We start from the raw sequence: 26,113 nt of genomic DNA on the forward strand, positions 1-26,113 counted from the left end.
AGTTAGTGATGATGTCTTACGCGCTTCGCGAGAATGTCGCTGCTCGATCGGGGCAGCCAAGATACTGAGCGTCCGCGAATGGACCACCCTGATATCGCCAGTTGGATTTCGCCGCAGCCTCAGTGTTGGCTTGGATTTCTTGCAGATAGTCATCGGCGCTATGGACTGGGATGTATCCCAATTGAACTGCACCATCGTTGCTCCACCAGCTCATTGAGTTGCGCGAAACTCCATAGATGACATCTGATTTGACCGGCCCCTCTATGCCTCTCACGACGAGCTGCACCAGGTCATCTGGATGAATCCACGTGGACAGCATTCGCGAGTCCGTGGGCCGATCCTCACATCGGCCTATGCGTAGACCGAGCGATTCGAGACCGAATTTTTCGTAGTAAAACCTTGCCACTGTCTCAGTGAAGGCCTTTGACACGCCATATCGTGAGTCCGGCTTGAGCTCTGCGTCTACGCCAATCAAACGCTCAACGGGGTGAAATCCGATAACGTGATTGGAGCTGGCATAGATGATCCGGCGAACTCCGGCATTTAAAGCAGCCTCCCATAAATTGGTCGTGGAAATGATGTTGGCGGGAATGATCGTGTCCCAGTCCGCTTCCCGTGGATAGCCACCGAAATGGACTATTGCATCAACTCCCTCGACAAGATGTCGAACACTGGTTGCGTCGGAGAGGTCGCAGTGAACATGCTCTTCGTTGGGCGCACTTGCGAAGAGCTCTTGGATATCCGATGAGCGCAGCTTGGGGTAACGGGCCGCCAAGGGCGCACGCAGCCGTCTACCCAGCTTTCCTGCTGCGCCGGTCAGTAAAATTCTTTTGGTCATGTGTGTCCTTTGAAGTGTTTTCGCTCCGTCATTGCGCGGTGATGTGATGCTTTTTGATGAAAGCTCCCCACCTCTCCAATTCGGCAAGGTAGAAGCGCTGAAACTCTTCAGTCGATTTGGCGGTGTCCAGATCTAGACCGAGCTGATCTGCCTTGGCTTTGATCGCCGATGTGTTGACCGCCGAAAGGAAGGCGGTGCGTAGTTTTTGCACCGTGGCTGGTGGGGTGCCTGAGCGCACCGCAATCCCTTGCCAGCCTTGCAGCGGCGACTCCAAAGGGATACCGAACTCGGCTGCGGTTTTTACGTTGGGCAAAGACGCTACCCGCTTGTTCTGCATGACCGCAACGATGCGTACTTTTCCCGCTTGGATAAGGCCTTGCATTGAGCCTGACATCTGATCAAACATCAGGTCTACCTCGCCAGATGCGAGGGCTTGCAGGCCAGGCGCGCCGCCCTTGAACGGAACATGGAGGGTCTGGGTCCTCAAGCTATTGGCGAGGAGAATGCTCCCGAAATGTCCCGTTGTGCCCATGCCGCCTGAAGCGACGGTGATACCGTCAGGTGTCTTTTTGGCAACCACGGAAATATCTGCAGCCGACTGGATGGGACTGTCGCCTTTTACAAGCAGCAAAACGGGGACGTTTGCCAGTTGCCCGACCATTGTGAGATCACTCGTCGGGTTGTAAGGTACTTTGTTGAGGTGAGGTCCTGTTGCTAGTTGCAGGCCTGCGGTCAGCAACGTATAGCCGTCTGCTGGTGCCCCCACCACATACCTTGTTGCAATCGACCCTCCCGCACCAGCGCGGTTGTCCACAGTGACGGGTTGTCCCAGCGCTTTCGACATTTCATCAGCCACGGCCCGCATTGCCGAATCTGTTGAGCCTCCTGCGGGGAACCCGACCACAAGCGCCAAGGGACGCTCCGGGAAACTCTGTGCGAGGGCAGGCAGGGATGCGGTGTTGGTCAGGATTCCGGCAGCGGCGAACAGGACCGCCTTGCTCAAGGCAATCCGTACAGATCTTTTCATTTTTGTCTCCTGATGGCATTGGATAAGGAGCTCCAATGCTAGGAGTCAAGCGTCAAGTACTGTTAGGACAGTGCAGCGTCTGGCTGGTACTATTTGAAGGACGAGGGAGATTTCATCCACGAACTTCGTGTGTGCGGCGGAATTCCGCAGGTGTCATCCCTGCGTTTTTTCGAAAGAACCGTGCGAAGTAGGCGGGATCATCAAATCCCAGTTCAACGCCAACGTCACCGACTGGGGCTCCCGAAAAAATCAAGCGGCGCTTGGCTTCCAGGGTCAGCCGCTCGGTTATGAGTTGCGACGCCGTGCGGCCCCTCGTTCGACGGAGTGTGTCGTTCAAGGCCCCCGTCGATATCTCTAGCATTTGAGCGTAATCGTCCGTTTTGCGCGTTGTCGTGAAGTGCGCCTCTACCAGTTCAGAGAACTTGCGGGCAATCGCCGCATGGCGCGATGGAACTTCACTGGTCACTTTTACGCTATCGAGCCGAATCAGGGCGATCAGCAGAGTCTGCATTTGGGCCAGGAGCATGGCCTCGCGCCATCGATGTTCTAGCAGACTCTCTACCAGCACTGCCTCAAGTTGAGGGACGAGTTGGCGAGCAGGCTCTGCACCTAGATACACGACAGGGGCTCTGTCGGAAGCTCCAAACGGAAGCTGCTTGAACGCCTCGCTGCTCTCTGCGATGCGCTGCATGAATGCAGCGTTGAATTTGATTGAGTAGCCTGAAGGTGTCGTGTCGGAGGTCCAAAAGTGCACTTGGTGAGGTGCAACAAAGAAGACTGATGGCGGACTGAGTGCGAAACCTTCAAAGTCGATGACGTGCACGCCAGCTCCTCCGGTCAGCCACAGCAAATGGAAATAGCTATGACGGTGCGCGAACCTGCGCGGGCCTGCGCTCGGAGTCCCCAAGCGAGACATCTCAAAAACGAACGGGACTTTTTTGAAATCTTCTGGCTTGTACCCGAAGCTGGGAATCTCTCTAGCGGTCATCTCTGAATGCCTGGAGTAGTGAGAGAACAACGCAGTGCACGGCCTCCCATTTTCGATACACATTAACATGTGCAACAACGGAACTCATGAATTCTGCCTTGTTTGTCGGCAGCGTGATGTCGGCAACGAGCCTCCTGTGACGGTTCCAGCAGCAAATGCGGTGGGATTCATCCGGCGACCATACCAGCCTTGGCAGGCTAAGCCACTTTCCAGCCACTGAAGAGAGCTCTCCTACAGCTCTTACTGAGGCCGGCCCAGTAGTAGAAAAAGAACTATGGACTCTTTGGGAAAACCGTGACACGAATGAAGTTGAACAGTTGCAACCGAGGGCTCACTACACCAGCTTTGCGCTCTCATGTCCTGCATCCTGTTGTAAATTCAGAGCACGAAGCTTTCGGGTCGACGATTGATCCAGATCTCGAAGTCATCCAAGTAGACGTCCATAGTCTTGCCCTTTGCCTGGAAACAATCCACCACTCTACCCTCGGTGTAAAGCTTCATGCCGCTCCAGGAGTGTTGCCCGTCGGGCACTGCACCGGGCTCCTCGCAGGTGGTTATGCCCACCTGGTCGATGACGACGGTCTTGACGTTGCCCTGTGATGGCCATGTGGAAGCGCTCCGGGCTTAAGGTACCCGCAGAGACGGTCGTATTTCCAGGGCCAAGTTTGAGTAACTGATACTCCCGCCTTCAACACCGCGGAACTCAGATTCAGAAGTGCGGGTCACCCGGAAGTCAAAGTCCGTTCCATTTGCTCCATTAAGACTTTTGGTGGTACCCAGCGCACTGGTCGCACCGGTGCTTCCCATTGCCCTTGTCATGCGAAGGAAGTTGGCCGAACCGTAGTCCTGTATTGAGTGGCGCAGAACTACAGGTGAGGAAGCATTCTCGGCAAGTAGCGGTTTGGTGACCGAGAGTTGGACGCAGAGGTGGCCTGTTGCATCGATAAGAATGCGGTCCCCCGCGGTAACGTAGTGGATGCGCACCCCACTGATCTGGAAAGGGCCATCGCGCGTGGCTTCGTTATCCGTATCACGCACGTCAACAATAAAAACGCCGCCCTCGCCCAGCACTGTCATGGTGCTGTGTCCTTGGGAGCCGGGTCCACTCACGACAAGTGCAGTGTTCTCATCCACTCCAAAGCCGTAATCCATACCGCTGTCCTTGACAAGCCGTATCAGGCGACCTTCGCGTGCACGGATTGAAAAATGCGAGTCAAGCGGGCCAAAGTTGAAGAATCCCAACCCGCCTGCTGGATAGAAGCTTCCTGTGCGCTCAGATCCTTCTGCCACAGGACCATGGCCTGCCGCAAAACCATTGGCCAAGGCTGCCAGGGATTCTCCCCCGCCGATCATGGGCACGGGCTTGCCTCTCCAACTGCCACCACTTTGGATTGAGTCGCCAGCACTGGTACCGGCGACCACCATGCGTCCCGCCTGGAAGCGTTCCCGCAACACCTGAAGCTGCGGGCTGGGCCGAGCATGGAATCCACTGCCGTCGCGCGAAATGAAGCTCTCCAGATGGCGGGACTGGTCACCGCCGGAGAAAAAGATGCCATTGAGTCGCTGCAGTTGCGCGTTGAGCGCTGTACCACCGTTGGCGCAGTAGTCTCGCTGCTGTTCCGCCAAGTCGGGAAACAGCATGTCCATGTGGAAGTGGCCTCCCGCCGATCCAGTGTTGGCGAAAGCCGTGTAGTGAATGTGCACGTTGCTGCAGTCCCCACTGTCAATTGCGTGGCGCAGGCCGCCGCTGAAAGGGAGCCACACCACATCTGCCCCAGCCGACTTGAGCGCGTAGTAGTGAACATCGCGGTCATTGAACGGGTTGTCTGCCGAGGCAGTGACCAAGCCAACTCGAGGAACTCGGCCGCCCGCGGCATTGGTCGCGCAACGAACGAACTCACGGTATATGTCCACGGAGTCCATGTCTGCAAGAAAAGCGACGCTGCGAACTTCCATCTTGCGCTTCGTACCGGAAGTGGGCAACCGATCCACGAACGTCTCTCGTACTGCCGCCACTTCGGCAATGTTGAGCCCGGCAGTGATGGGCGCCTGCAGATGCGCACCTTCGTCGGAGCCCTGCAGTTGAATCGGTGCTCGGGGTGCACCGTCGAACTCATCGAAAAGCAGCCGCGAGACACCTTCAGGGCTGCTGCGCAAGCGCTCCTGAAGTCTGTTCGCTATGGTTTCTTGGACATCAGGTCGCACCAGCGATGGGGGAAGCCCAGTCCAGGCAGCTATTCGCTGTGCGTCGATGCTGTAAGTGAAGCTGGGCCTATGGCGCTCAAGGCCGAATTGAATTTGGTCCGCACTCAGGCCCGAAAACGCCGGATCTTGGGCAAGGATGTCACCCCAGGGCTCTGTGCAATGGGCCTCTCCATTGCAACTTGAGCAGGTCTTCAAATTCCCGCCAATAGCAATGTTCCTGACCTGAGGCATGCCGTCGATGATGCGTCGTGACTCCAGGGCTGCAAGCACCTTTGCGAACCGCGCCAGTGCTACCTCCGGCAAGACCAGCGCGGGCCGTGGAGCTTCACAAGCTATGCCCAGGATGTCTGTCTCAATGTTGGCAACTTCACTCAGAAACAGGGTGTCGGGCAATTGAAGCAAGCGGCTATGAGCGAGCTCTGGAATTTGCACCCTATCGAACGGATCGTGGTCTACGCTGAGTGCATGAAGCACCTGCAACAACTTCACAACCCGCTGATCTGACAGATCCATGGCGCCTGGCACGATGTCTAGCAGAGTGATACTCGCAGCAGCTTGGCTCTCCCCCAGCAGGAGCTTGCCGATTTTGAAACGGATGGAGTCACCGGCGCGGTAGTAGAACCCGCCTTGCACGTCAGTGCGTCCACGGAATCCAGAGGACGTCTGATATTCCAAGTTGGCGACTACCCAATGCGCAACGCTTCCCCATAGCGGGTCTTCATCCCCGGAAGCCGGTGACAACGGTACATGCTCTCGCAAAGCCATGGATTCATCTCGGTTGTCCTGCTGGCGATGGTCGGCACAGCAGCTTGAAGGGATGGGCCGGATGGGCGATCCTTGTGCAACTGATCACTTGATGCTGTTGGAGAGAAACGCCTGCAGTCTCGGTGTCTGGGGACGCAGAAGCACCTCGTCGGGAGCGCCTTGTTCCTCTATGACCCCCTTGTGCAGGAAAACAACGTGGTTACTGACTTCCCGTGCAAAGTCCATCTCATGGGTGACCACGATCATCGTGCGACCTTCCTCGGCCACCGAACGCATGACACGCAGAACTTCTCCCACGAGCTCCGGGTCGAGCGCTGAAGTCGGTTCGTCGAACAAGATGACGCGCGGCTCCATCGCCAGTGCGCGGGCAATTGCCACACGTTGCTGCTCGCCCCCGGACAAATGGGCCGGAAACGCATCTTTGCGGTGGTACACCCCCACTTTCTGAAGACACGACTGCGCGCGCTCGCGGGCCTCCGTCTCGCTCAAGCGAAGCACGCGCAGCGGTGCTTCCATCACGTTCTGCATTGCCGTCATATGAGCCCATAGGTTGAAGTGCTGGAACACCATGGCCACTTTGCTGCGGTAGCGCTGCAACTGATCCGGATCGGCTGCGCGCAGTTGCCCGCCTGCATCGGGCACCAGTTGCAGCGTTTCGCCATCCAACGCGATGTGGCCGCCATTGGGTTGCTCAAGTAGGTTCAGGCAACGTAGGAAGGTGCTCTTGCCTGATCCGCTGGAGCCAATCATCGAGATGACATCGCCGGCATGAGCGTGGAGGCCAACGCCCCTGAGTACCTCGTTGTTGCCATAGCGCTTGTGGATGCCATCGGCCAGTAGCTGAATGTGTGCAGTCATTGTGGATGCTTGAATGAAATGATGTACTTGGCTCAAGGGCTCAGCAGCTTGCCGGTTCGAACCAGCGACACGCCGGCAATCTTCGCCAAACGCTTTCCGGCATAGGCCCAACGGCTGCCACAGGCGGCATAGATGCGTCCTGCTGATTGGCAATGAACTCCCGTGACATGTCCGGTGTGCGGATCGACCAGATCAGCAATCAGATCGCCTGCCTCAACCTGCTGTCCCAGACTCGCGCGGAAAACAACCACGCCCGCATGGGGAGCACTGATGGGCTCCGAGCCAGAAAGCGGCGTAGCCACGCATTGCGCGTCGGGGATGGGTGGTTTCGAGCCTGATAGCACACCCCGCACGCGCAAAAAATTCATGAGCGCTTCAGCGTCCTTGCCCGCCATTTCGTGCGATGTATCGGTCTGGCCGCGCAGCTCAACAGTGGCTCCAAAGCAAGCCACATCGATTGGGTGCGATGCAAAGCGTTCCTTCACCACCAGCCATGGACGACAGCACGCTTCGTCGAAGGGGGTTCCCCCTGCCTCGTTGGCCAGGAGCACGGCTTCTGCCCCCAAAAAAGCCGCTAGCTCCATGGCGATATCTGCCTGCGCCTGTAATGCATAAAGGTGCAGGCGTGCCTCGGAGTCGCAATGCAGGTCGAGCACCAGGTTTGCATCCGCAGCCAACGCTTGCAGCTGGTTCTTCAGATCGCGCGTGGTCGAACACGCGGTAAGCGCCAGAGCCGCTTCGCGCAGGGCCGCTTGGATCGAGCGCGTGTTCTCCTCAACGTCGCCACCCAGCCGGCCCTCTAGCTTCGCTGCAGCCAGCTCGCCAAGTTCGACGTAGTCCCTGTTGAAGTTGCCGCCATCGTGCAGATCGAATCTGCCATGGTGCTGTCCATGGAGATGCTGGGCCAGGCCGATGGGATTGGCCGATGGCACAAGGACAACTTCTCCTATCAGTTCACCTTTTGATTCCGCGGCTCGGAGCAGACTCTTGAGCGCCTGGGCCACCAGGATGGCTGGCACCTCATCCGCGTGCAATGCGGCCTGGATGTAAGCCTTGGGACGCGCGCCCGGCGAGCCGAAGCGAATTACTGGAAAGCTGATCTGGGTGCCCGGAGCCAGCGGCATCAGCTTGACGTTGTCAGTGTGCATGAGAAGAGGAAGGCTGTGTTTGAGGACGCAGGTGGGCAAGGAAGTGCCGCTCAAGCAGCTTGAACAAGCCTGCGATAGCAAAGGTCAACACGAAGTAGATCAGCGCGGCAACCCCGAACGATTCAACAACCACGAGATGGTTTGCGTAGACGTCACGCGCCACGCGGGTGATATCAACGAGGGTGACAGTACTTGCGATGGCGGTCGCATGCATGAGCCCTACCACTTCGTTGCTGTACTGTGGGAGCGCTCGGCGCAGCGCACCTGGCAAAAGAACCCGGCGGTACAGAGTGAAGCCCGACATCCCGTAGGCCCGGGCAGCCTCTACCTCACCCACCGGCGTGGCCCGGAGTGCCCCAGCAAAGATCTCCGTGGTGTATGCCGTGGTGTTGATCACGTAGGCGAGCCAAGCGCAGAACCATGCGCTTTTGAGAAACACCCACGCAGCACTTTCGCGGACGATCTCAAACTGTGCCAGACCGTGGTAGAGCAAAAAGAGCTGCACCAGCAGCGGCGTGCCGCGAATCACATACGTGAAGAGCCAAACTGGTCTGGAGAGCCAGACACGATTCGAAACGCGGGCGATAGCCAGTGGGATGGAGAGAGCGAAACCCGCTATCAAACTCAGGACCAAAAGCAAAAGCGTCGTCCGCAGACCCAACATGAATTGAGGAACACTGTCCCAGATGACTTGAAGATCCATACCTCAAAACTCCGTTTTGCGTACACCCAAGCTGTAGCGCGCTTCAAGTCGAGAAAGCAGCCAGATCGACACACTCGTGATGGCCAGGTAAATGCCCGCAATTGCAAGGTAGAAGGTAAAAGGCTCCCTTGTCGCTGCTGCGGCGAGACTCGCTCGGTGAACCATGTCGTCCAGGCCTATGATCGAAACCAGCGCGGATGCTTTGACCATCACCAGCCAGGTGTTGCTGAACCCCGGAATCGCATGGCGCACCATTTGCGGAACCACGATGCGCCTGACAGTCTGCGAGCGAGTGAGGCCAAAGGCTGTTGCTGCCTCGGATTGCCCGCGAGGGATCGCGAGAATCGCTCCTCGAAAGGTCTCGGTCAGGTACGCGCCGAAAATGAAGCCGATCGTGAGGACTCCCGCCGAAAACGGGTCGACGTCGATGTAACCCCAGCCCTGAGCCTCTGCGATTTGATTCAAGAGAAGTTGCCCGCCATAAAAGATCAGCAACATCAACACCAGTTCAGGAAGGCCGCGGATGAGCGTGGTGTAGACCTGTGCAATGCCTCGGGCCACGCAAGAGCCTGACAGTTTTGCGATCGCACCGGCCATGCCGAATACGCACGCAATCGCAAGCGACACGCCAGCGACCCGAAGTGTCAGGCCGGCGCCTTCTACGATTGCTGGGAGGTAACCGTGAAAAAGCATGGGGCGTATCGCTCAGCTGCCGCTGACGTCGAAATCGAAGTATTTGTCGTTGAGCTTTTTGTAGGTGCCATCGGCTTTGATGCCCTTGAGTGCCGTATTGAGCTTGTCTCGAAGTCCCGAGTCGCCTTTGCGCACGGCGATGCCCACGCCCCCATCGCCACCGATTCGGATCAGCTCACCGACTTGCTCGAAACCTTTTCCTTCGGGCTTTTTGAGGAAGGCCTCTGCAGAAACCACAGAGGATCCAAGTCCCACATCGGCGCGTCCATTGGCGAGCTCAAGATAGACGTCGCTTTCCTTTGCAACCAACAGAATCTCGTTGTCTTTGTACTGGTCTGCCACCAGTTTTGCGCGAGGACTGTTGCGCAGGACTACGATCTTCTTGCCCTTCAGCGCGGCGGGGGAAGTTCCTGAGACGGTCCCGCTTTTTGCGATCCATCGGGAGGGCACATCGTAGTAAGGATCGGTGAAGTCAGCAGCCTTCTTGCGCTCCTCGCTAATCGTCATGCTGGCCACGATCATGTCGAATTTTTTGGCGTTCAGGGCCGGCATCATGCCGTCCCATTCCTGCTGTACCAACGTGCATTCTGCTTGCAACTTGGCGCACAGAGCCATTGCTATGTCGATGTCGAATCCAGAGAGTTTGCCGTCTACGCCAAGCTTGGAAAATGGCGGGTAGTTGCCCTCCACACCAATGCGGATTTTTTTCCATTCGGGCGACTGGGCCATCGCTGCGGGCGCGACCAGGCTGGCAATGAGTAGTGTGACTAGGGCGACTCTGCGCATGGGACTCTCCTGTTGAGGGTTTGCTGTTAGGAACCAAGGGGATGAGTGAAAAGGGACTCAGAAACGGTGACGGACTCCGACTTGCACGCCGGAAGCGTTTTGTCCGGCACGCACGGGCACCGCCAGGTCGAAGATGCCGCGATCGTTGTTGCGGATGAACGAAACAGCACCGTGCAAGGCCGTTCGTTTGGACAGGTCGTACTGATAGCCCAGCGCAAACATCGTGGCCGCAGAATCCTCGCCCATCGCACGTTGAATGACTGAGCGGGTGATCTCTACCTTGAACTGGCTCACGCCCTGCACATAGATTGCACCGATGGAGGCCGCGTCGTTGACATGTCGCTGCCCGTCAATCCGGGTTCGCTCCCTGCTCATCTGTCCGAAGAGCTGAAGTGGTGATATCCGGTACCAGGCGCCCACGTGGATGTTGTCCAAGTTGCTTTGCGCCGCCAGCTTTGTTTTACCGTAGGCAACAGCCACGTTCAACCCGCCGTTTTCGTAGCCGATCCGGGCACCTGTGTGTGCACCGTCGCCCTTTTTGTAGCCCTCGGGTGACCCGTTTGCCGTTTCGCTGACCGCATGCATCGCATAGCCGAAAATACCTCCCAGGTTACCTGGGAGAAAGTACCCTATGCTGTTGGATGCACGCACGTCCGTCTTTACGCCGCCGCCGGCAACCAGCCCAATGGCCAAGGCCTGGGTGAGCAAACTGGAATCTCCAATCCCGGAGTTGCCGAACACGTCATAGTCGGTGTGGTTGTCTGCAACTGGCGTGTAGTCCCGCCCCAGCCGGACTTCACCGAATCCTCCTTTGAGGCCTACGGTTGAGCGCCTGTTGAAGGTGATTGCCTGGCCCGCCGTATTCGTCACGTTGTCAGTGCTTGTGCGTCGTCCAGAACCTGAGTCGGTGTTCAGTCCAGCCTCTAGGTGAAATGCAGCGCTCAGTCCCCCGCCCAGGTCTTCGACCCCCTTGAACCCCAACCGGCTTCCGTTGAGCGCGCCCGATGACAGACGCGTTACATGGGCGTCACCGCCCTTAATATGTTGAATGGCGGTATCGACCACGCCGAACATCGTCAGCGTCGACTGGGCGACGGCAGAGCCCGAGGATGCGGCCGCTGCAAAAGATACGAGCGTCAGGATGAGGCGTCTCATGGTGTCTGGAAACCTATGTAAGGGTTAAAAAGCTTTCTTTTGTCGGGCTTGCATGCCCTGGGTCGTAGTGTAAGAAAATTTTCATAAACTGCAATGGTGAAAAAATCCGAACAAACCCTTAATTTGTCTTCTGTCCAGTCGCCCGAAGAGGGCTTCGGGCGCTCTGAAATTGGACTGCGACTGCGCGAGCTTATGGAGCACGGCAGTTCGTCACAAAAGGGCATTGCGGAATTTCTGCTTCGCAATCCAGTGCGTGTATCGGCGTGGGGCATTGAGGAGCTGTCGAGTCAAGCTGAAACATCCACTGCCACACTGACCCGGTTTGCCAAGGCGCTGGGATTTTCAGGTTTTGCCAGCATGAGAGCAGCTATTGCCGAGGCACTTCAAGGCGTCCTGCAGCCCGTATTTCGACCAGTAGAAAAACTGCGCGGCGCCGTACAGAGAAGCAGTGTCGATAGCTCAGGTCACAACCCTGTGGTGGCCGAAAGCATCGAGTCGACGCTGCTCAACCTTCGGTCTGCTGCGGCGAGCACTGAAGTCGGTCGGTTGGGCGAGCTGGTTTCCGCGATGTCGAACGCGCGGACTGTCTACACGCTGGGTTTTGGGGTTAGCGCCCACTTGGCTGCCATCCTCGCTCTAGGCCTGCAACCGTTTTGCCCTCAGCTCATCAACGTGGTCGAGTACGGCGGTACCGAAGTTGCTGCTGGGAGGCTGATGAACATCCAAAGCGGCGATGTGCTCATCGCCATTTCATTTCCACGCTATGCAGCCGATGCAGTTCTGCAGTCGCGCTACGCGCGCGAGCGTGGTGCCCGGATTGTGGCCATCACGGATTCGATGGCATCCCCGCTGGTTGCCATCGCTACCGACACGCTGTTGGCTCCCGCCGTCCATCCGGTGATGTCGAGCAGCTCGGTTGCAGCGCTGCTTGTTATCGAAGCATTGGTGACCTCGATGATGGTCAGCCGTCAGAACCATGTGGAGCAGGCGCAAAAATTGACCGATGCGATTGCTGACTACTTGGTGAAAGATGCTCGTTCGTCGTCACCCAACCCGCTGCAACTGTAGAAAGTAGGCGAGTGATACACGGGAGTATCGATATGCGCAACACACGCACCTAGCGGCCCCATATCAGTGACGAGCACGTGGGCGAATCGAAAATCAATGCACGTTCGCTTCATCAACTAGTGGTATCTGATCGGTGGCCCGAGATGTTGAATCCCCAGGTGCGATTCACTTGCATGGTCTGCGTTGGTGTCTTGCCGTCCAGCGCATCGGCTCCGCTGAACAGGCCCTGGTCAGTACAAACACCTCATTCCGCCGGGCGTCTCTATCTCTGCCCGGTAGCGCCAGTCATCTCCCTTGTGTACATGAGGCGCGCGCGCTATGCCGAGCAATTCGTACAGCGCCTCAACGCTGCCGGGGTCGGGGTGCTCGATGGTGAAGCGGTGCAGCCGCGCGCCCAGGTCCGGCATTGGCGCGACCGGGGGAGGGCGCTGGCCCCGGTCGATCAACGATGGTGCCAGGCCTGCGAGTGGCAAACCGCCGCCCGGGGGGATCGCAAAGAAGTAGGGCGGCGCAGCCCCGGCAGACAGCTGGGTCTTGCGGCCCAGCAGGTGCCCGTGCTGCGCCAGCACCGCGTCGATCTGCTGCGTGCGTTCCACCCAGCCGCGCAGGCGGCGGCCGCTGTCCCAGGCTGCCCGCACTGCATCCCTGTCATCGAGCCCGAACCAGCGCGCCTGCGCCGGGGCAGGGGCGGTGGGGTCGATGGCGATGACTTCGAGGTACACATCGTCGCCCAGCCGCAGCACGTGGTTGTGCGTGCCCATGTCGGGGTGCTTGCGGCCAGAGGGCATGTCGATGTCCAGGCAATCGCGCACATGGGCCACGCCTTCTTCGAGCGAGGGCGCGATGAGGGTCAGATGGTCGAGGGTGAGCATGGGCTTTGTCGGCTGGTGTGGCCGATGGAGCGCGTCAGGCGTTCGCATGGGCTCGATCGAATGACAAGCCAAGATTGAACATTTTCCGGGCCTTGTCCACATAGCTGTGGCATTGCGCACGGGTGAGCGCATCGATGGCACTGTTGAAAGCCAGCTGCCGTTCGCGTGGAGACAGCCGAGGGTCTCCCATGAGGTCGTCCACCGGATGGGCGAGCGTGACCGCCGCAAAAGTGTGGATGGCGTCGTGTCGGCCAACACCTTGGTCTTGCAGCCGTTGCAGGGCGCGGGACATTGGGCTGCGTGCAGGCAGGAGCATGTTCTCGATGTTGACATGCATCAGCGCGTGCCACTCGAGGTGTGGCACTGCGATGCCGCGTTGCACGTGAAAATGCACCACGGCGCGTATACGTTCTTTGCCGTCCAGTGCGCGCCACTGCAGCGCGTGGGGCTGGCTGTCGGCGTTGTAGATGGTGGGGCCGTTCACTGCAATCCTCGGATATTCGTCGCGTCCGTCAAGGCGCAGAACCACTCATCCCTCAACCCATGCGCCTGCCGCAGCTCGGCGTCTGACTGCGGATCGAACGGAGCCGCACCTGCCTGCCGGAGCCTTGCACCGTGCTCGCTTGCATAGCGGTGTGCATAGTCTTCCTTTTCCGGGGATGGGCGACTGTCCCACTCGTCCGCGGAAAAGCGCCTGTAGTCCATATGGTGGCCCAGCTCGTGCAGCAGCGTGCGGTAAAGCACCGTGTTGCGCAGGGCGGCGGGCGTGGGCCGGATCTCTATCGTGCGCCGGGTCTTGTGGACCTTGTGGCCATCGGCCTGCAGCCGGTCGAGTTCGCGCCGGTCTTCGGGCGTTAGTGAATTGCGCCAGAGGGTGGGTGCGAGGGGCTGCGCTTCGAGCACGATGGCGCTGCCGGCATGGGGTGCCAGTTCGAACTGGAACACCGCGCGCCCCCACACGGGTCGCAGAATGCGTTGCTTGCGCGTGGGCTGGCGCATCACGATGAAGTCAAGGATCGCGAGGTCTGCTGCGGGGACCTGGGAAAGGATCTCCATCGCGTCCTCGACAGAGCAGGGGTGGAACCAGCCAGTCCGGGTAGGCTCCACAAAAAATCGGAGGTAGTGGCCGTTGACCTGCTGCGTGAAGGTGGCGCACGCACCCAGGCGCTCGTAGAAGACGCTGCGGTCGTGCAACGACTCCGGGATAGTCAGCCGGTTGTCCTCCCCGTGGCCCTGGGCAGGCGTGCCGATGTTCCGGTTTCTTCGGATAGGGTTCCAGCCAGGGCGCATGGGTTTCTGGATTGAGGGTCATCTCGGAGCGACATGCCCATTATCGCGATGCGTCCCCTCACCCCAGCTCCCGCAGATCCACCACATGCACCGCGCAGGCATTGCGCCCGCCATGCTTGGCCGCGTACAGGGCGCGGTCGGCGGCCAAAAGAAGGTCGGTGGGGCGCACGGGCTCGTCACCGGGGGCCAGGTAGGCCACGCCCACACTGGTGGTCATCTGCCGGGGCATGTTGTGTTGCTGCCGCATCGGCATGGGTTCGCGGATGGCCTGCAGCACCTTGTCGGCCACGGTCCGGGCCTCGTCGCACGACGACAGGTGGGGCAGCACGACGGCGAATTCGTCGCCGGCGATGCGCGCCGGGAAGTCCGTGCTGCGCACGGCCTCTTGCAGCCGCTTGGCCATGGTGACCAGGGCCGCGTCCCCGGCGGCGTGGCCCCAGGTGTCGTTGATGGCCTTGAAGTGGTCAATGTCCAGGAACATCAGCGCCATGCCGGTGCCTGAGACCTGGCTGGCCTGCAGGGCGGCGGCCAGGTGGATGTCGAACTGGCGCCGGTTGGCCAGGCCGGTCAGGGTGTCGGTCATGGCCAGCTCCTTCATGCGGCGCTCGGACTGGCGGATGGCGGTCACGTCGGTGGTCAGCGTATAGATGCCCAGCACCTCGCCCACGGCCTGCATGTCCGGGATGTAGTCGGTCTGCAGGATGCGGCGTTTGCCAAGGGTCTCGGATTCGACCTCGAACTGCACGCGCTGGCCCGACAGGGCGCGGCGCAGCGGGTCGGCGCGTTGGGCGTACAGGGCCGGGCCGATCACCTCGGGCAGGGGCTTGCCCAGGGCCTGTTCGATGGGAAGACCTGTCCACTCCTCGAAGGTGTGGTTCAGGAACTGCAGCCGGTGGGCGCGGTCGATGTAGGTGATCATCACCGGCAGGTTGTCGGCAATGGCGCGCAGCCGCCGCTCGGTGCGCTCGTGGCGCAGTTGCAGCTCCTTCACGGCGGTGACGTCGAAGGACATCAGGTAAAAGCCCACCACCGCCGGCCCGGTGCTGCCCTCGCCATCGCCGGCATCGAACTCGGGGATCAGGTGGCTTTGCAGGTGCCGGGGCGTGCCCTCGTGGTCCACGCAGCCCTCGAACTGCGTGCGCCGGCCGGCCAGCGCCTCCAGCAGGTAGGGCAGGTGCAGCGCGTACTGCACGTCGCCCAGCAGTTCCTGGGCGTACAGGCCGACTTGCGGGTGGGCGATGAGCCCGCGCGACTGCAGCGCGTAGTCGTTGGCGAAGAGGCAGCGCTGGCGGGCATCGAAATGGCAGACCACGGCCGGCAGGTTGCACAGCACGTCGCGCAGGCGTTGCTCGCTGCGGGCCAGGCGCTGCTCGGCCTCGCGGCGCGCGCGGATGTCGCGCAGGAAGGCGTTGGCCACGGGGCCGCTGGCGGTGGACTGCACCGCCATCATCATCTCCACCGGCACCTCGCTGCCATTGCGGTGGCGGCCCAGCAGCTCGGTGGGGCGCCCCGCTGCCAGGCTGCGGCCCAGGTCCAACAGATGGGTGTAGTCCGTGAGCGGCGCGTGCGGGGGGATGCGCGGCGCCAGCAACTGCACCAGATCCCGGCCGATGGCCTCGGCGGCGCTCCAGCCGAACATGCGCGCGGCCTCGGGGTTCCAGTCGGTCACGCGGCCATCGGCCCCGATGGCGATGAAGGCGTCGCCCGCGGTGTTCAGGATGTTGGCGGTGCGCTGCTGTTCCTGCACCAGTGTGGCCAGCAGGGGCCGCACGCGCCCGCGCAGCGCCCAGGTGCCGGCGGCCACCAGCCCCAGCACCGACAGCGCGATCAGGTGCAGTTGCCCGCGCAGCGGCGCGTACAGCGTGGTGACGTCGGTCTTGAGCACCAGGCCCAGGCCGTAGCTGCCGATAGGCCCGTAACCGGCCACCACCGGCACGCCGCGCAGGTCGCGGGCGTAGTTCACCCCGCTCTGGCCCAGCAGCGCCAGGCTGATGGGCAGGCTGGGCTTGCCCGCCGCCGTCCACAGCGGCACGGTGAAGGGCGCGGCGTAGAGCCGGCTCGGCGCGCAGGCGGCAAGCTCGGCGCGGCGGCGGCAGATCACCGCGTCGGCCGACTCGGTGGAGCGGCGCATCTGGTCCATCAGGCTGTCGAACAGCCGAAGCTTCTGCTCCAAGACCACCTGGCCCACCACCGTGCCGCCCTGGCGCATGGGTACCACGGTGCGCAGCACATGGCCTGCGTTCCAGCGCAGCTCGGCGTGCTGCAGTCCGTCCACATCCAGCGATTCGATGGAGCGCGCACTGTCGCCCAGGAACAGCCCGGCCGAACGCAGCAGGTGCCCGCGCGCATCGAGAAAACGCACCCCGTCCACACCACCCACGAGGAAGCCGGCCGTCTGCGCATCCAACTGCTCGCTGGCCTGGGTGTCGCGGGGCGAGGCGTTCAGCCGTGCCATGGCCTCGGCCAGCGCGGGGCGGTCGCCCACGGCGGCCGACAGTGCCAGGCTGCTGCGCAGCGCATCGTCGAGCGCCAGCGCATAGGTGCGGGCGGACTGCTCCATGGCCTGCAGCACCGACTTCTCGAAGGTCTCGCGCATCGCGACAAAGCCCGCGATGCCCCCGCCCACGGCCACCAGCGTGAGCGCGGTGATGGCGCGGAAGGTGATGCGCCGCTCCAGCCACTGCGGATCGCGTGTCCGGTCGATGGCAGCCCTGTCGCGCAGCTGCCAGATGCCCGCAGCCAGCACCAGCAGCGCCACGGCCGTGCTCAGCCGCACCTGGTTGTGCGAGGCCACGCGGTACAGCAGCTCCAGCCCCATCAGGTGGCCGGCCAGGCCCAGCGTGGCCACGGCCGCCAGCAGCGCCAGCGCCAGCAGGCCGGCGCGCCGCTGCCGGGTGCGGCGCAGGGGGGCGGCGCACCACAGGGCGGCGGCACCCGCGATGAAGGCCACGCCCCCATTGGGCGAGAGGCTGTGGGCGCCTGGGGCGCGCAAGCTGCTGCCGGTGATGAAGCCGGGCAGGTCGGCCGCCGCATCGTGTCCCGCCAGCGCGCGCCACAGGGCCAGCACGCTGTACAGGCCGGCCGCCAGCGCCAGCAGCGAGGCAGCCGCCTGGGCCGGCCGGTGGGTGTCGGGAAAAGCGCGCAGGCACAGGGCGGCGCCCAGGAGCAGCAGGATCAGCGCGGCGTGGATGCCGGGCTCCAGCGCGTCGGCGATGCCCTTGCCCAGGGCCAGGTGCGGGAAGGCTGAGCGCAGCACCAGAACGAAGGCAAAAGCGGTTCCCAACGCCCCCAGTGCCAGGGAGGTGGTTGCATGCCGGTCGCGCACCATGTGGGCCATTGGATTGCCCTCGTGTCTTGGTTGCCCTCGTGTCTTGTGACAACATGTTACGACTGGGGCCGCGATTGCGCCAGACAGGACAAACCCCCACATGTGCTTTGCGCGCGGGCCGCCGGCGGGGCACACGCCAGGCCTGCGGCCTGCATGCTGCGCTGCACGGTGGTAGGATGGAGGGGCTCGCGCGCCCTGCGCCAGCCAGGCCGTGGACGACTTCGGCCGTGTACCGACACCCGGGGGACGGCCCTTGTTTTCCTGCAGTGGGACGACATGCCCAAGCCGAACCTTCGCAAAACTCCCCATGGCGCTGTAGCGCATCCGGCTCACCCCGGCCAGCTGCGCCTGGTGGCGCCCGCCACCTGGGCATTACTGGCCGGCGCCTGGCTGGTGGCCGGGCTCTTCATTGCATTCGGCAGCGCCTGGCTCGCGGCGCCGCTGGGCCCGGGCGTGGCGGCCGGCGCCTTCGTGCTGCTGTTCGCCACCATCCTCGCGGCATCCTTCGGGGTGGTGCACGAGGCGGACCACCTCGCGCAGCAGCTCGGGGAGCCCTATGGCACGCTGGTGCTCACGTTGTCCATCGTCTCCATCGAGGTGATCCTGATCGCGTCGGTGCTGCTCGGCCCGGGCGATTCGTCGGCCATCGGCCGCGACTCCATCTTCGCGGTGATGATGATCATCATGAACCTGGTGATCGGCATCTGCCTGGTGGCCGGCGCGGCGCGCCACGGCGACCAGGAGTACAACGCCCAGGGTGCCACGGCCTACCTGGGCATGATCGCGCTGCTCACCGGCACGGCGCTGGTGCTGCCCAACCACCTGGGCGGGGCGGGCGCGTTTTCCACACCCCAGGCGCTGGGCATGGCGGCCATCACCGCCTGCCTCTACGCGGGCTTTCTGTGGCTGCAGATGCGCAGCCACCGGCGCTGCTTCATCCAGCCCGCTGCCGGTAGCATGGCCGTGCCGGCTTCGGCGCCGGTACCGCGCAAGCCCGAGGCCCAGCCGGGCGCCGGCCGGCGCGCCGTGCTTGTGCGCTCGCTGGTGCTGCTGGCGCTGGTCCTGCCCATCGTGCTGCTGGCGCATTACCTGGCCATCGTCACGGACTACGGCATCGCCGCCGCTGGCGCGCCTGCCGCCGTGGGCGGGGTGCTCATCGCCATCATCGTCTTCACGCCCGAATCCATCACTGCCGTGCGCGCCGCCATGGGCAACGAAATGCAGCGTGCCGTCAACCTCTGCCTGGGCGCCTTCGTCTCCACCGTGGGCCTCACGGTGCCCGCCGTGCTGCTCATCGGCGTGGCCACGGGCCAGCGCATGGCCATGGGCCTGTCAGGCACCGAGGTGGTGTTGCTGGTGCTGACGGTTGCACTGTCCATGCTCAGCTTCAACGGGCAGCGCACCTCGCCGATCCAGGGGCTGATGCACCTCACGCTGTTCGCCGTGTTCGGGCTGGTGCTTTTTCTTCCCTGAGGCAGCAGGGGCCGGGATTTCCCGGAATGTCATCGCATCGACAGTCATGCGCAGCCGCCATGCCTAGCATGCCGCCATGACCTGTTCACCCCTGCCCACGACCGTAACCGACCCCTCCATCCCGCACCCTGACCGCGCCCCCGGCGCCGCGCCCGTCGCCGCCCAGCCGCTGCGCCAGGCGGTGGACTGGGCCATCGTCTCGCGGCGCAGCATCCGCGCCTTTTTGCCCACGCCGGTGGGGCCGGGCGAGGTGCATGCCATCCTCGATGTGGCGCGCCATGCGGCCTCGGGCATGAACACCCAGCCCTGGCGTGTGCACGTGCTCACGGGCGGCGCCAAGGAGCGGCTGAGCGCCGCCATCGCCGCCGTCGACAACGACGGCGATGCGGCGGCGGCCCTCACCGAGCCCTACCACTACTACCCGCTAGACTGGGTTTCGCCCTATGTGGAGCGGCGCCGCAAGGTGGGCTGGGACCTGTATGGGCTGCTCGGCATTGCCAAGGGCGACAAGGCGCGCATGCACGCCCAGCACGGCCGCAACTACCGCTTCTTCGATGCGCCCGTAGGGCTGATCTTCACGGTGAACCGGGTGATGCAGGCCGGCAGCCTGATGGACTACGGCATGTTCCTGCAGAGCGTGATGGTGGCGGCCCGCGCGCGTGGGCTCGATACCTGCCCGCAGGTGGCGTTCACCAAATTCCACAGGGTCATTGCCGCCGAGCTGGGCATCCCCGATACCGAGATGGTGGTCTGCGGCATGAGCCTGGGCCACGCCGATCCCGATGGCATCGAGAACACGCTGGTGACGGAGCGCGAGAGCGTCGAGTCGTTCACCACCTACCACGCATGACCGCAGCAAAAAAATGGAGACAAGCATGAGCCACACCCCCCACCGCAGCCCTTACCAGCACGGCCTGGAGCGCACCCCCGCCAACCACCTGCCGCTCACGCCGCTGGGTTTTCTGGACCGCAGCGCGCAGGTGCATCCCGAAGGCATTGCCGTGGTGCATGCCGGCAGCACGCAGACCTGGGCGCAGACCCGCGAGCGCGCCTACCGCCTGGCCAGCGCCCTGGCCAGGCGCGGTGTGCAACGCGGCGACACCGTGGCCATTCTCGCGCCCAACACCCCGGCGATGCTGGAGGCGCACCTGGGCATCCCCCTGTGCGGTGCGGTCATCAATGCCATCAACTGCCGGCTCGATGCCGAAGGCATCGCCTTCATCCTGCGCCATGGCGAAGCGCGCGTGCTGCTGGTGGACAGCGAGTTCGCGGCGCTCGCGGCCCAGGCCGTCGCCGGCCTGGCGCAGCCGCCGCTGGTGGTCGCCATCCACGATGCGGGCCTGCCCGCGCAGCCGGCCTTCGGTGCAATCGACTACGAAGCCCTGCTGGCCGAGGGCGACCCGGCTTTCGAAGGCCGGTGGCCCGAGGACGAGTGGGACCCCATCGCGCTGAACTACACCTCGGGCACCACCGGCGACCCCAAGGGCGTGGTGCCCAGCCACCGCGGGGCGTACCTGATGAGCCTGCTGCAGCTGACCGACTGGGCCATGCCGCGCAAGCCCGTCTACCTGTGGACGCTGCCCATGTTCCACGCCAACGGCTGGTGCTTCACCTGGGCCATCACGGCGGCGGCGGGCACGCATGTGTGCCTGCGCAAGGTCACGGCCAAGGCCATCTTCGAGGCGATTGCCGAGCACGGCGTGGACCATTTCTGCGCCGCGCCCACGGTGCTGGCCATGCTGGCGAATGCGCCGGCGCACGAGCGCATCGCGCTGCCGCGTCCGGTGCGCGTGCTTACGGCCGGCTCGCCGCCGCCCGCCGCCATCCTGCAGGCGATTGCCGCCATGGGCTTCGACGTGGACCATGTATACGGCATCACCGAAGTCTCGGGCACGCCGGTGAGCTGCGTGCGCCAGCCCGGTTGGGCGACGCTGCCCGAAGCCGGGCGCGCACAGTTGCAGGCGCGCCAGGGCGTGCGCGCTGCTGCGCTGGAGCACCTGCGCGTGCTCGACCCCGACACGCTGCAGCCCGTGCCGGCCGATGGCGTGACAGCCGGCGAGATCATGGTCCGCGGCAACACGGTGATGAAGGGCTACCTCAAGAACCCCGGCGCCACGGCCCAAGCCTTTGCCGGCGGCTGGTTCCACACCGGCGACATCGCGGTGCTGCACCCCGACGGCTATGTGCAGATCACCGACCGCTCCAAGGACGTGATCATCTCGGGCGGAGAGAACATCTCCTCGGTGGAGGTGGAAGACGTGCTGCACCGCCACCCCGCCGTGCTGCTGGCCGCCGTGGTGGCCCAGCCCGACGAGCGCTGGGGCGAGGTGCCCTGCGCCTTCGTGGAGCTCAAGCCCGACGCGGTGGGCAGCGTGAGCGCCGAGGAACTGATCGATTTCTGCCGCAGCCATCTGGCGCGCTTCAAGTGCCCGCGCCAGGTTGTCTTCGAGGCCTTGCCAAAAACGGCCACCGGCAAGATCCAGAAGTTCCGCCTGCGCGAGATCGCCGGCAGCCGCGAGGCCATCACACGGCTGGCGCAGATTCAGACCGAGCCCGCAGGCTGAGGGTTCAGCCTTCGCGGGCAATCGCCTGCAGCACCTTGAGGTCGATCACCTCGATGGAGCCATAGCCCAGGCGGATCGCGCCCCGGTCCTGCAGCTCCTGCAGCGCCCGGTTGGCCACCTGGCGCGACACGCCCGACAGGCGCCCCAGCTCCTCCTGCGACAGCGTGATGCGCCGCGCGGTGTTGGGGAACAGCGCATCGTTGAACAGCCCTGACAGGCTGTAGGCCACCTGCGCCGTGGTGTCGCCCAGCCGGTCGGTCTGCACTTGAGCCACGTAGTGCGCCAGGCGCGCATTGAGCTGCCCGATCAGCCACAGCGCGAACGGGTGGCTCTCGTGCAGCAGCCGCAGGAACTCGCTGCGCGGCAGCAGGGCCACCACGCTGTCCGTCAACGCTGTCACGGCATAGGGCCGGGGCTCGTCCTTGAGCACCGAGCCCTCTCCGAACCAGGCGCCCGAGGGCACGCCCGCAAACGTGCTGGTGCGGCCCTCGGCCGTGATGTTGTCCAGCTTGAGCATGCCTTGCATCACCCCGGCCCAATGCGCCGTGGGCGTGCTGCGCGCGAACACCGCACCGCCCGCCGGGTAGCTGCGCACCGTGATCGCCTTGCGCACGCGCGCGGCCTCCTCGGCGGTGAGGCTGGACATCCAGGGCGACTGGGCGAGGAAGAGGTCGAGAGGGGCTGCGGTCATGGTGTGTTGCAGGAGGCGGACCGCAGAATTCTGCGGGAGATCGCGGCCTGCGCCAATGGGGAAAAGACCGGGAAGGCCGCGCCGCTGCAGGCGGTCTTCGGCCTGATCGTAAACAGGTGCTACCGCCCGGTTTTGTTCCTTTGGCGGTGCCAGAATGGGCCCATCACCAGACCATGGACGGAAGCCCCCTCATGCCCAGCCCGCGCACCCTGCCAATGACCCTGAAGTCCGTGCTCTGCGCCCCACTGTCCGCGCTGCTGTTGCTGCAGGGCTGTGCCACCCAGGCCGGCGACCCCACCCGGGTGCAGATGGTGTGCGCCGTGGAACCCACGGCCACCGAGTCCATCGCCGAGCCGCGCAGGCTGGCGGTGGTGGAGCAGAAAGTCGGCTTCAAGGACGGCACGGGGCCACAGGTGCGCAGCTACACCGGCGCTGCGGCATGGCCGCTGCTGCAGGCCTGCGCCCAGCAGGCAAAGGCGCCTGCAGACCCGCATGCGCAGCGCGTTGCACCCCTGGGCCGCTATGTGCTGGCCAGCGGTGCTGGTGGCTACAGCGCCGTGTTCTCGGTGGGCGAGCTGCACCCGGACTTCGGCAACAAGGGCAGCATCATTGCCTATGCCGAGCACGGGGCAGGGGAGGGCGATGCTGCGGCAGGGCTGCGCTTTACCGCGCCGGGCGACGTGCTGGGCAGCCGCTACGTGGCCGGGCTCACGCGGCTGGAGGTGCGATCCTCGGGCTCGGTGGGCGCGGGCAGCGGCGTGGCAGCCCCCCAGGCCGTGCAGGTGCTGGGCGCGGTGAAGAACACCTTGAATCTGGACGCGGCCGCCCTGCGCGCGCTGCCCGCCGTCACGCACGAGGTGGGCGGGCGCCGCTACACCGGTGTGGACCTGTGGAGCCTGCTGCACACCTCGGCCGCCCTGGAGGCCGATGGCGACAGCGGCGCCAACGTGCAGGCCATGTACCTGGTGGCTACGGGCGCCGATGGCTACCAGGCCCTGGTGTCGCTGGCCGAGATGAGCCCCGAACTGGGCAACCGGCGCGTGCTGATCGCCTACCTGCTCGACGGCCAGCCCCTGGCGCGCGGCCTTGCGCGGCTGGTGGTGGAAGGCGATGGCAAGGCCGGCCGTTCGGTGTCGGCGCTGGAGGCCATCGAAGTGTTCGCGGCGGCACCCGCGGCGCCCTGACCGGACTGCCCCAGGCCTGACCGGGGCGCATTCACCACCTGCAAAGATATCGCACAACTAAGTGTTTTCCCTATGGTTTGAGTGAATGTTAACGTTAACATTCACCCATTCGAGGCGTTCGCGATGGCTTTGAAACCGTAGGAAATCAGGATGGCGCTTCGCCAGGGGAGCCCGCAAGCCCTTCCATCGCAGCACTGCCAACTTGTACGACCTGTTCACCTGACTGCCGCACTTCCACCGTCCACCACCATGACCCCGCAAGACCTCAAATCCATCATGGGCTCCGGCCTGCTGTCCTTCCCCGTCACCGACTTCGACGAGCAGGGCAACTTCAACCCCAAGGGCTATGCGGCCCGCCTCGAATGGCTGGCCCCCTATGGCGCCAGCGCCCTGTTCGCCGCCGGCGGCACGGGTGAGTACTTCTCGCTCTCGGGCCCCGAGTACGGTGAGGTCATCAAGACCGCGGTGGACACCTGCCGCGGCAAGGTGCCCATAATTGCCGGTGCCGGCGGCCCCACGCGCACGGCCATCGCCCATGCCCAGGAGGCCGAGCGCCTGGGTGCCCATGGCATCCTGCTCTTGCCCCACTACCTGACCGAGGCCGGCCAGGAAGGGCTGATCGAGCATGTGGCCGCGGTCTGCAACAGCGTGAAGTTCGGTGTCATCGTCTACAACCGCGACCGCACCAAGCTCACGGCCAATTCCCTGGCCATCCTGGCCGAGCGCTGCCCCAACCTGATCGGTTTCAAGGACGGTGTGGGCAACATCGAGACCATGTCCTCGATCTTCATGAAGATGGGTGATCGCTTCTCGTACCTGGGTGGACTGCCCACGGCCGAGGTGTATGCCGCGGCGTACAAGGCCCTGGGCACGCCGGTGTACTCGTCGGCGGTGTTCAACTTCATCCCCAAGACGGCGATGGAGTTCTACAAGGCGGTGGCGGCCGATGACATGGCCACGCAGCACCGGCTGCTCAAGGACTTCTTCATGCCCTACCTCGATATCCGCAACAAGGTGGAAGGCTATGGGGTGAGCATCATCAAGGCCGGCGCCAAGCTGGTGGGCCATGGTGCGGGGCCGGTGCGCGCGCCGCTGACGGACCTCAAGCCCGCTGAGATGGAGCAGCTCAAGGCGCTGATCGACAAGCTCGGTGCCCAGTAAGCGGGGAGCACAAAGCTCTCCTGGCGTCGTTGTTGCGTCTTGGCGTGCTGCTTGTACTGCCTGCGCCGCAAGCGCCTGGCCAGGACCGCTGCGCCGAGCGTTGTGACCCGCTTGAGCCGCTGTAGAACTATTTCGCAACCCACGCAATTTGCCTGAAGAAGGCCCCGCAAGAGGGCCGTTGACCACCACACCACCACCCCGGAGACATTCACCATGTTCATGAAGAAACTGCTGCTGGTTGCCAGCGCCTGTAGCCTGGCTTTTGCCGCATCGGCCCAGACGGGCACGCCTGCCGCCTGGCCCGAGAAGCCCGTCACCATCGTCGTGCCGTTCCCGGCCGGCGGCTCCACCGACATGGTGGCCCGCGCCATGGCCCTGCACATGGGCGAGAAGCTGGGCCAGAATTTCGTGGTGGACAACCGCCCCGGTGCCACGGGCACGCTCGGGGCCGGCATGGTCAAGCGTGCGCCGGCCGATGGCTACACGCTGCTGGTGTCCTCGCTCGGTGCCTTCGTCGTGGCGCCGCACCTGCTCAAGAGCGTGCCCTATGACGCGCTCAAGGATTTCGACTACATCACCGTGCCCGTGCAGGCGCCCAATGTGCTGGTGGCCGCCCCCGGCCAGAAGGCCCGCACCGTGAAGGAAGTGATCGCCCAGCTCAAGGCCAACCCCGGCAAGGTGAGCTTTGCGAGTTCGGGCAACGGCTCGTCGGACCACCTTTCGGCCGAAGTCTTCTGGCAGCAGAGCGGCACCGAGGGCCTGCACATCCCCTACAAGGGCGGTGCGCCGGCCATCAACGACCTGCTGGGCGGGCAGGTGGAGTATTCCTTCCAGAACGTGAACGCCGTGCTGCAGCACATCCGCGCCGGCAAGCTGCATGCGATTGCCGTCACCGGCGACAAGCGCAGCCCCGTGCTGCCCGACGTGCCCACCCTGGCCGAGGCCGGCGTGGCCGGCGCCGAGGTGTACTCCTGGCAGGGCATGGCCGCGCCCAAGGGCCTGGCGCCCGCGCTCAAGAAGAAGCTTTCGGACGCCGCCATCGCCGCCATGAACGACCCCGCCGTAAAGAAGCGCATGGTGGACCAGGGCCTGGAGATCGTGGCCAGCACGCCCGAGGAATTCACCGCCTACCAGGCGCGCGAATTTGCGCGCTGGAAGACAGTGATCGAAACCCGCAAGATCACCGCTGATTGAGAGCGACTCAAAAACCTCTTCTGGCGTTGTTGCTCCGTCTTGTCGTGCTACTCGCACTGCCTGCGACGTAGCGCCTAGCCAGAACCGCTTCGCTGAGGTTTGTGAGCCGCTTCGAGGCAACA

22 protein-coding genes are annotated in these 26,113 nt (G+C 63.4%); 7 read left to right on the plus strand and 15 right to left on the minus strand.

The window, feature by feature from the left end:
* Positions 1–16: 16 nt before the first annotated feature.
* The 10 genes from AC07X5_RS11135 to AC07X5_RS11180 all read right to left on the minus strand — a co-directional run bounded on the left by AC07X5_RS11135 (position 17) and on the right by AC07X5_RS11180 (position 11,166).
* Positions 17–838: an NAD-dependent epimerase/dehydratase family protein gene (locus AC07X5_RS11135; RefSeq protein ID WP_494770194.1), complete on the minus strand. Its 822-nt coding sequence runs from the start codon at positions 836–838 to the stop codon at positions 17–19.
* 28 nt (positions 839–866) lie between these two features.
* Positions 867–1,865: a Bug family tripartite tricarboxylate transporter substrate binding protein gene (locus tag AC07X5_RS11140; RefSeq protein WP_494770195.1), complete on the minus strand. Its 999-nt coding sequence runs from the start codon at positions 1,863–1,865 to the stop codon at positions 867–869.
* Positions 1,866–1,977: 112 nt separating this feature from the next.
* Entirely contained in the window at positions 1,978–2,922 is a 945-nt protein-coding gene (locus tag AC07X5_RS11145) for a helix-turn-helix domain-containing protein (protein ID WP_494770196.1), read from the minus strand.
* A gap of 555 nt (positions 2,923–3,477) precedes the next feature.
* A complete protein-coding gene (locus AC07X5_RS11150) occupies positions 3,478–5,823 on the minus strand; it encodes a cyanophycinase (protein WP_494770197.1) in 2,346 nt (781 codons plus the stop codon).
* A gap of 84 nt (positions 5,824–5,907) precedes the next feature.
* Positions 5,908–6,681, minus strand: a complete 774-nt coding sequence (locus AC07X5_RS11155; RefSeq protein ID WP_494770198.1) for an ABC transporter ATP-binding protein — start codon at positions 6,679–6,681, stop codon at positions 5,908–5,910.
* A 32-nt stretch (positions 6,682–6,713) separates the two neighbouring features.
* Complete coding sequence (locus tag AC07X5_RS11160; protein ID WP_494770199.1) at positions 6,714–7,829, minus strand: succinylglutamate desuccinylase/aspartoacylase family protein; 1,116 nt, start codon at positions 7,827–7,829, stop codon at positions 6,714–6,716.
* Complete coding sequence (locus tag AC07X5_RS11165) at positions 7,819–8,532, minus strand: ABC transporter permease (RefSeq protein ID WP_494770200.1); 714 nt, start codon at positions 8,530–8,532, stop codon at positions 7,819–7,821. The genes AC07X5_RS11160 and AC07X5_RS11165 overlap by 11 nt, the downstream gene beginning before the upstream one ends.
* A gap of 3 nt (positions 8,533–8,535) precedes the next feature.
* A complete protein-coding gene (locus AC07X5_RS11170; protein WP_494770201.1) occupies positions 8,536–9,225 on the minus strand; it encodes an ABC transporter permease in 690 nt (229 codons plus the stop codon).
* Between the two features lie 12 nt (positions 9,226–9,237).
* On the minus strand, positions 9,238–10,011 hold the full coding sequence (locus tag AC07X5_RS11175) for a transporter substrate-binding domain-containing protein (RefSeq protein ID WP_494770202.1): 774 nt from the start codon (positions 10,009–10,011) through the stop codon (positions 9,238–9,240).
* Positions 10,012–10,068: 57 nt separating this feature from the next.
* Positions 10,069–11,166, minus strand: coding sequence for a porin (locus AC07X5_RS11180; RefSeq protein ID WP_494770203.1), 1,098 nt, complete (start codon positions 11,164–11,166; stop codon positions 10,069–10,071).
* A 93-nt stretch (positions 11,167–11,259) separates the two neighbouring features.
* On the opposite strand from AC07X5_RS11180, the gene AC07X5_RS11185 reads away from it, so the two are divergent.
* On the plus strand, positions 11,260–12,234 hold the full coding sequence (locus tag AC07X5_RS11185; RefSeq protein ID WP_494770204.1) for a MurR/RpiR family transcriptional regulator: 975 nt from the start codon (positions 11,260–11,262) through the stop codon (positions 12,232–12,234).
* A 230-nt stretch (positions 12,235–12,464) separates the two neighbouring features.
* Here the strand turns inward: AC07X5_RS11185 and AC07X5_RS11190 are convergent, their stop codons facing one another.
* The 4 genes from AC07X5_RS11190 to AC07X5_RS11205 are packed head-to-tail and all read right to left on the minus strand — an operon-like array spanning position 12,465 to position 17,733.
* Complete coding sequence (locus AC07X5_RS11190; protein WP_494770205.1) at positions 12,465–13,106, minus strand: VOC family protein; 642 nt, start codon at positions 13,104–13,106, stop codon at positions 12,465–12,467.
* Between the two features lie 34 nt (positions 13,107–13,140).
* On the minus strand, positions 13,141–13,590 hold the full coding sequence (locus AC07X5_RS11195; RefSeq protein WP_494770206.1) for a hypothetical protein: 450 nt from the start codon (positions 13,588–13,590) through the stop codon (positions 13,141–13,143).
* Positions 13,587–14,396: a hypothetical protein gene (locus AC07X5_RS11200; protein ID WP_494770207.1), complete on the minus strand. Its 810-nt coding sequence runs from the start codon at positions 14,394–14,396 to the stop codon at positions 13,587–13,589. Before AC07X5_RS11200 ends, AC07X5_RS11195 begins: the two co-directional genes overlap by 4 nt.
* A gap of 58 nt (positions 14,397–14,454) precedes the next feature.
* A complete protein-coding gene (locus tag AC07X5_RS11205) occupies positions 14,455–17,733 on the minus strand; it encodes a diguanylate cyclase domain-containing protein (RefSeq protein WP_494770208.1) in 3,279 nt (1,092 codons plus the stop codon).
* 267 nt (positions 17,734–18,000) lie between these two features.
* Here AC07X5_RS11205 and AC07X5_RS11210 point away from each other — a divergent pair, with 267 nt between their 5' ends.
* The 3 genes from AC07X5_RS11210 (at position 18,001) to AC07X5_RS11220 (ending at position 21,761) form a co-directional block, all read left to right on the plus strand.
* Complete coding sequence (locus tag AC07X5_RS11210) at positions 18,001–19,197, plus strand: calcium:cation antiporter (RefSeq protein WP_494770209.1); 1,197 nt, start codon at positions 18,001–18,003, stop codon at positions 19,195–19,197.
* Positions 19,198–19,273: 76 nt separating this feature from the next.
* Positions 19,274–20,047, plus strand: coding sequence for a nitroreductase (locus AC07X5_RS11215; protein ID WP_494770210.1), 774 nt, complete (start codon positions 19,274–19,276; stop codon positions 20,045–20,047).
* A 25-nt stretch (positions 20,048–20,072) separates the two neighbouring features.
* Positions 20,073–21,761 carry an acyl-CoA synthetase gene (locus AC07X5_RS11220; protein WP_494770211.1) on the plus strand — a complete coding sequence of 563 codons (1,689 nt, stop codon included), beginning with the start codon at positions 20,073–20,075 and terminating at the stop codon, positions 21,759–21,761.
* Between the two features lie 4 nt (positions 21,762–21,765).
* On the opposite strand, the gene AC07X5_RS11225 is transcribed toward AC07X5_RS11220, so the two are convergent.
* On the minus strand, positions 21,766–22,452 hold the full coding sequence (locus AC07X5_RS11225) for a Crp/Fnr family transcriptional regulator (protein WP_494770212.1): 687 nt from the start codon (positions 22,450–22,452) through the stop codon (positions 21,766–21,768).
* 215 nt (positions 22,453–22,667) lie between these two features.
* Between AC07X5_RS11225 and AC07X5_RS11230 the strand changes: the two genes are divergently transcribed.
* The 3 genes from AC07X5_RS11230 to AC07X5_RS11240 all read left to right on the plus strand — a co-directional run bounded on the left by AC07X5_RS11230 (position 22,668) and on the right by AC07X5_RS11240 (position 25,991).
* Positions 22,668–23,636 carry a molybdopterin-binding protein gene (locus AC07X5_RS11230; RefSeq protein WP_494770213.1) on the plus strand — a complete coding sequence of 323 codons (969 nt, stop codon included), beginning with the start codon at positions 22,668–22,670 and terminating at the stop codon, positions 23,634–23,636.
* Between the two features lie 249 nt (positions 23,637–23,885).
* Complete coding sequence (kdgD, locus tag AC07X5_RS11235) at positions 23,886–24,797, plus strand: 5-dehydro-4-deoxyglucarate dehydratase (RefSeq protein ID WP_494770214.1); 912 nt, start codon at positions 23,886–23,888, stop codon at positions 24,795–24,797.
* A gap of 219 nt (positions 24,798–25,016) precedes the next feature.
* A complete protein-coding gene (locus tag AC07X5_RS11240; RefSeq protein WP_494770430.1) occupies positions 25,017–25,991 on the plus strand; it encodes a Bug family tripartite tricarboxylate transporter substrate binding protein in 975 nt (324 codons plus the stop codon).
* The last annotated feature ends 122 nt before the right edge of the window (positions 25,992–26,113 follow it).

The sequence above is a fragment of the Acidovorax sp. GW458-11-26-14-TSB4 genome, from assembly GCF_059423865.1.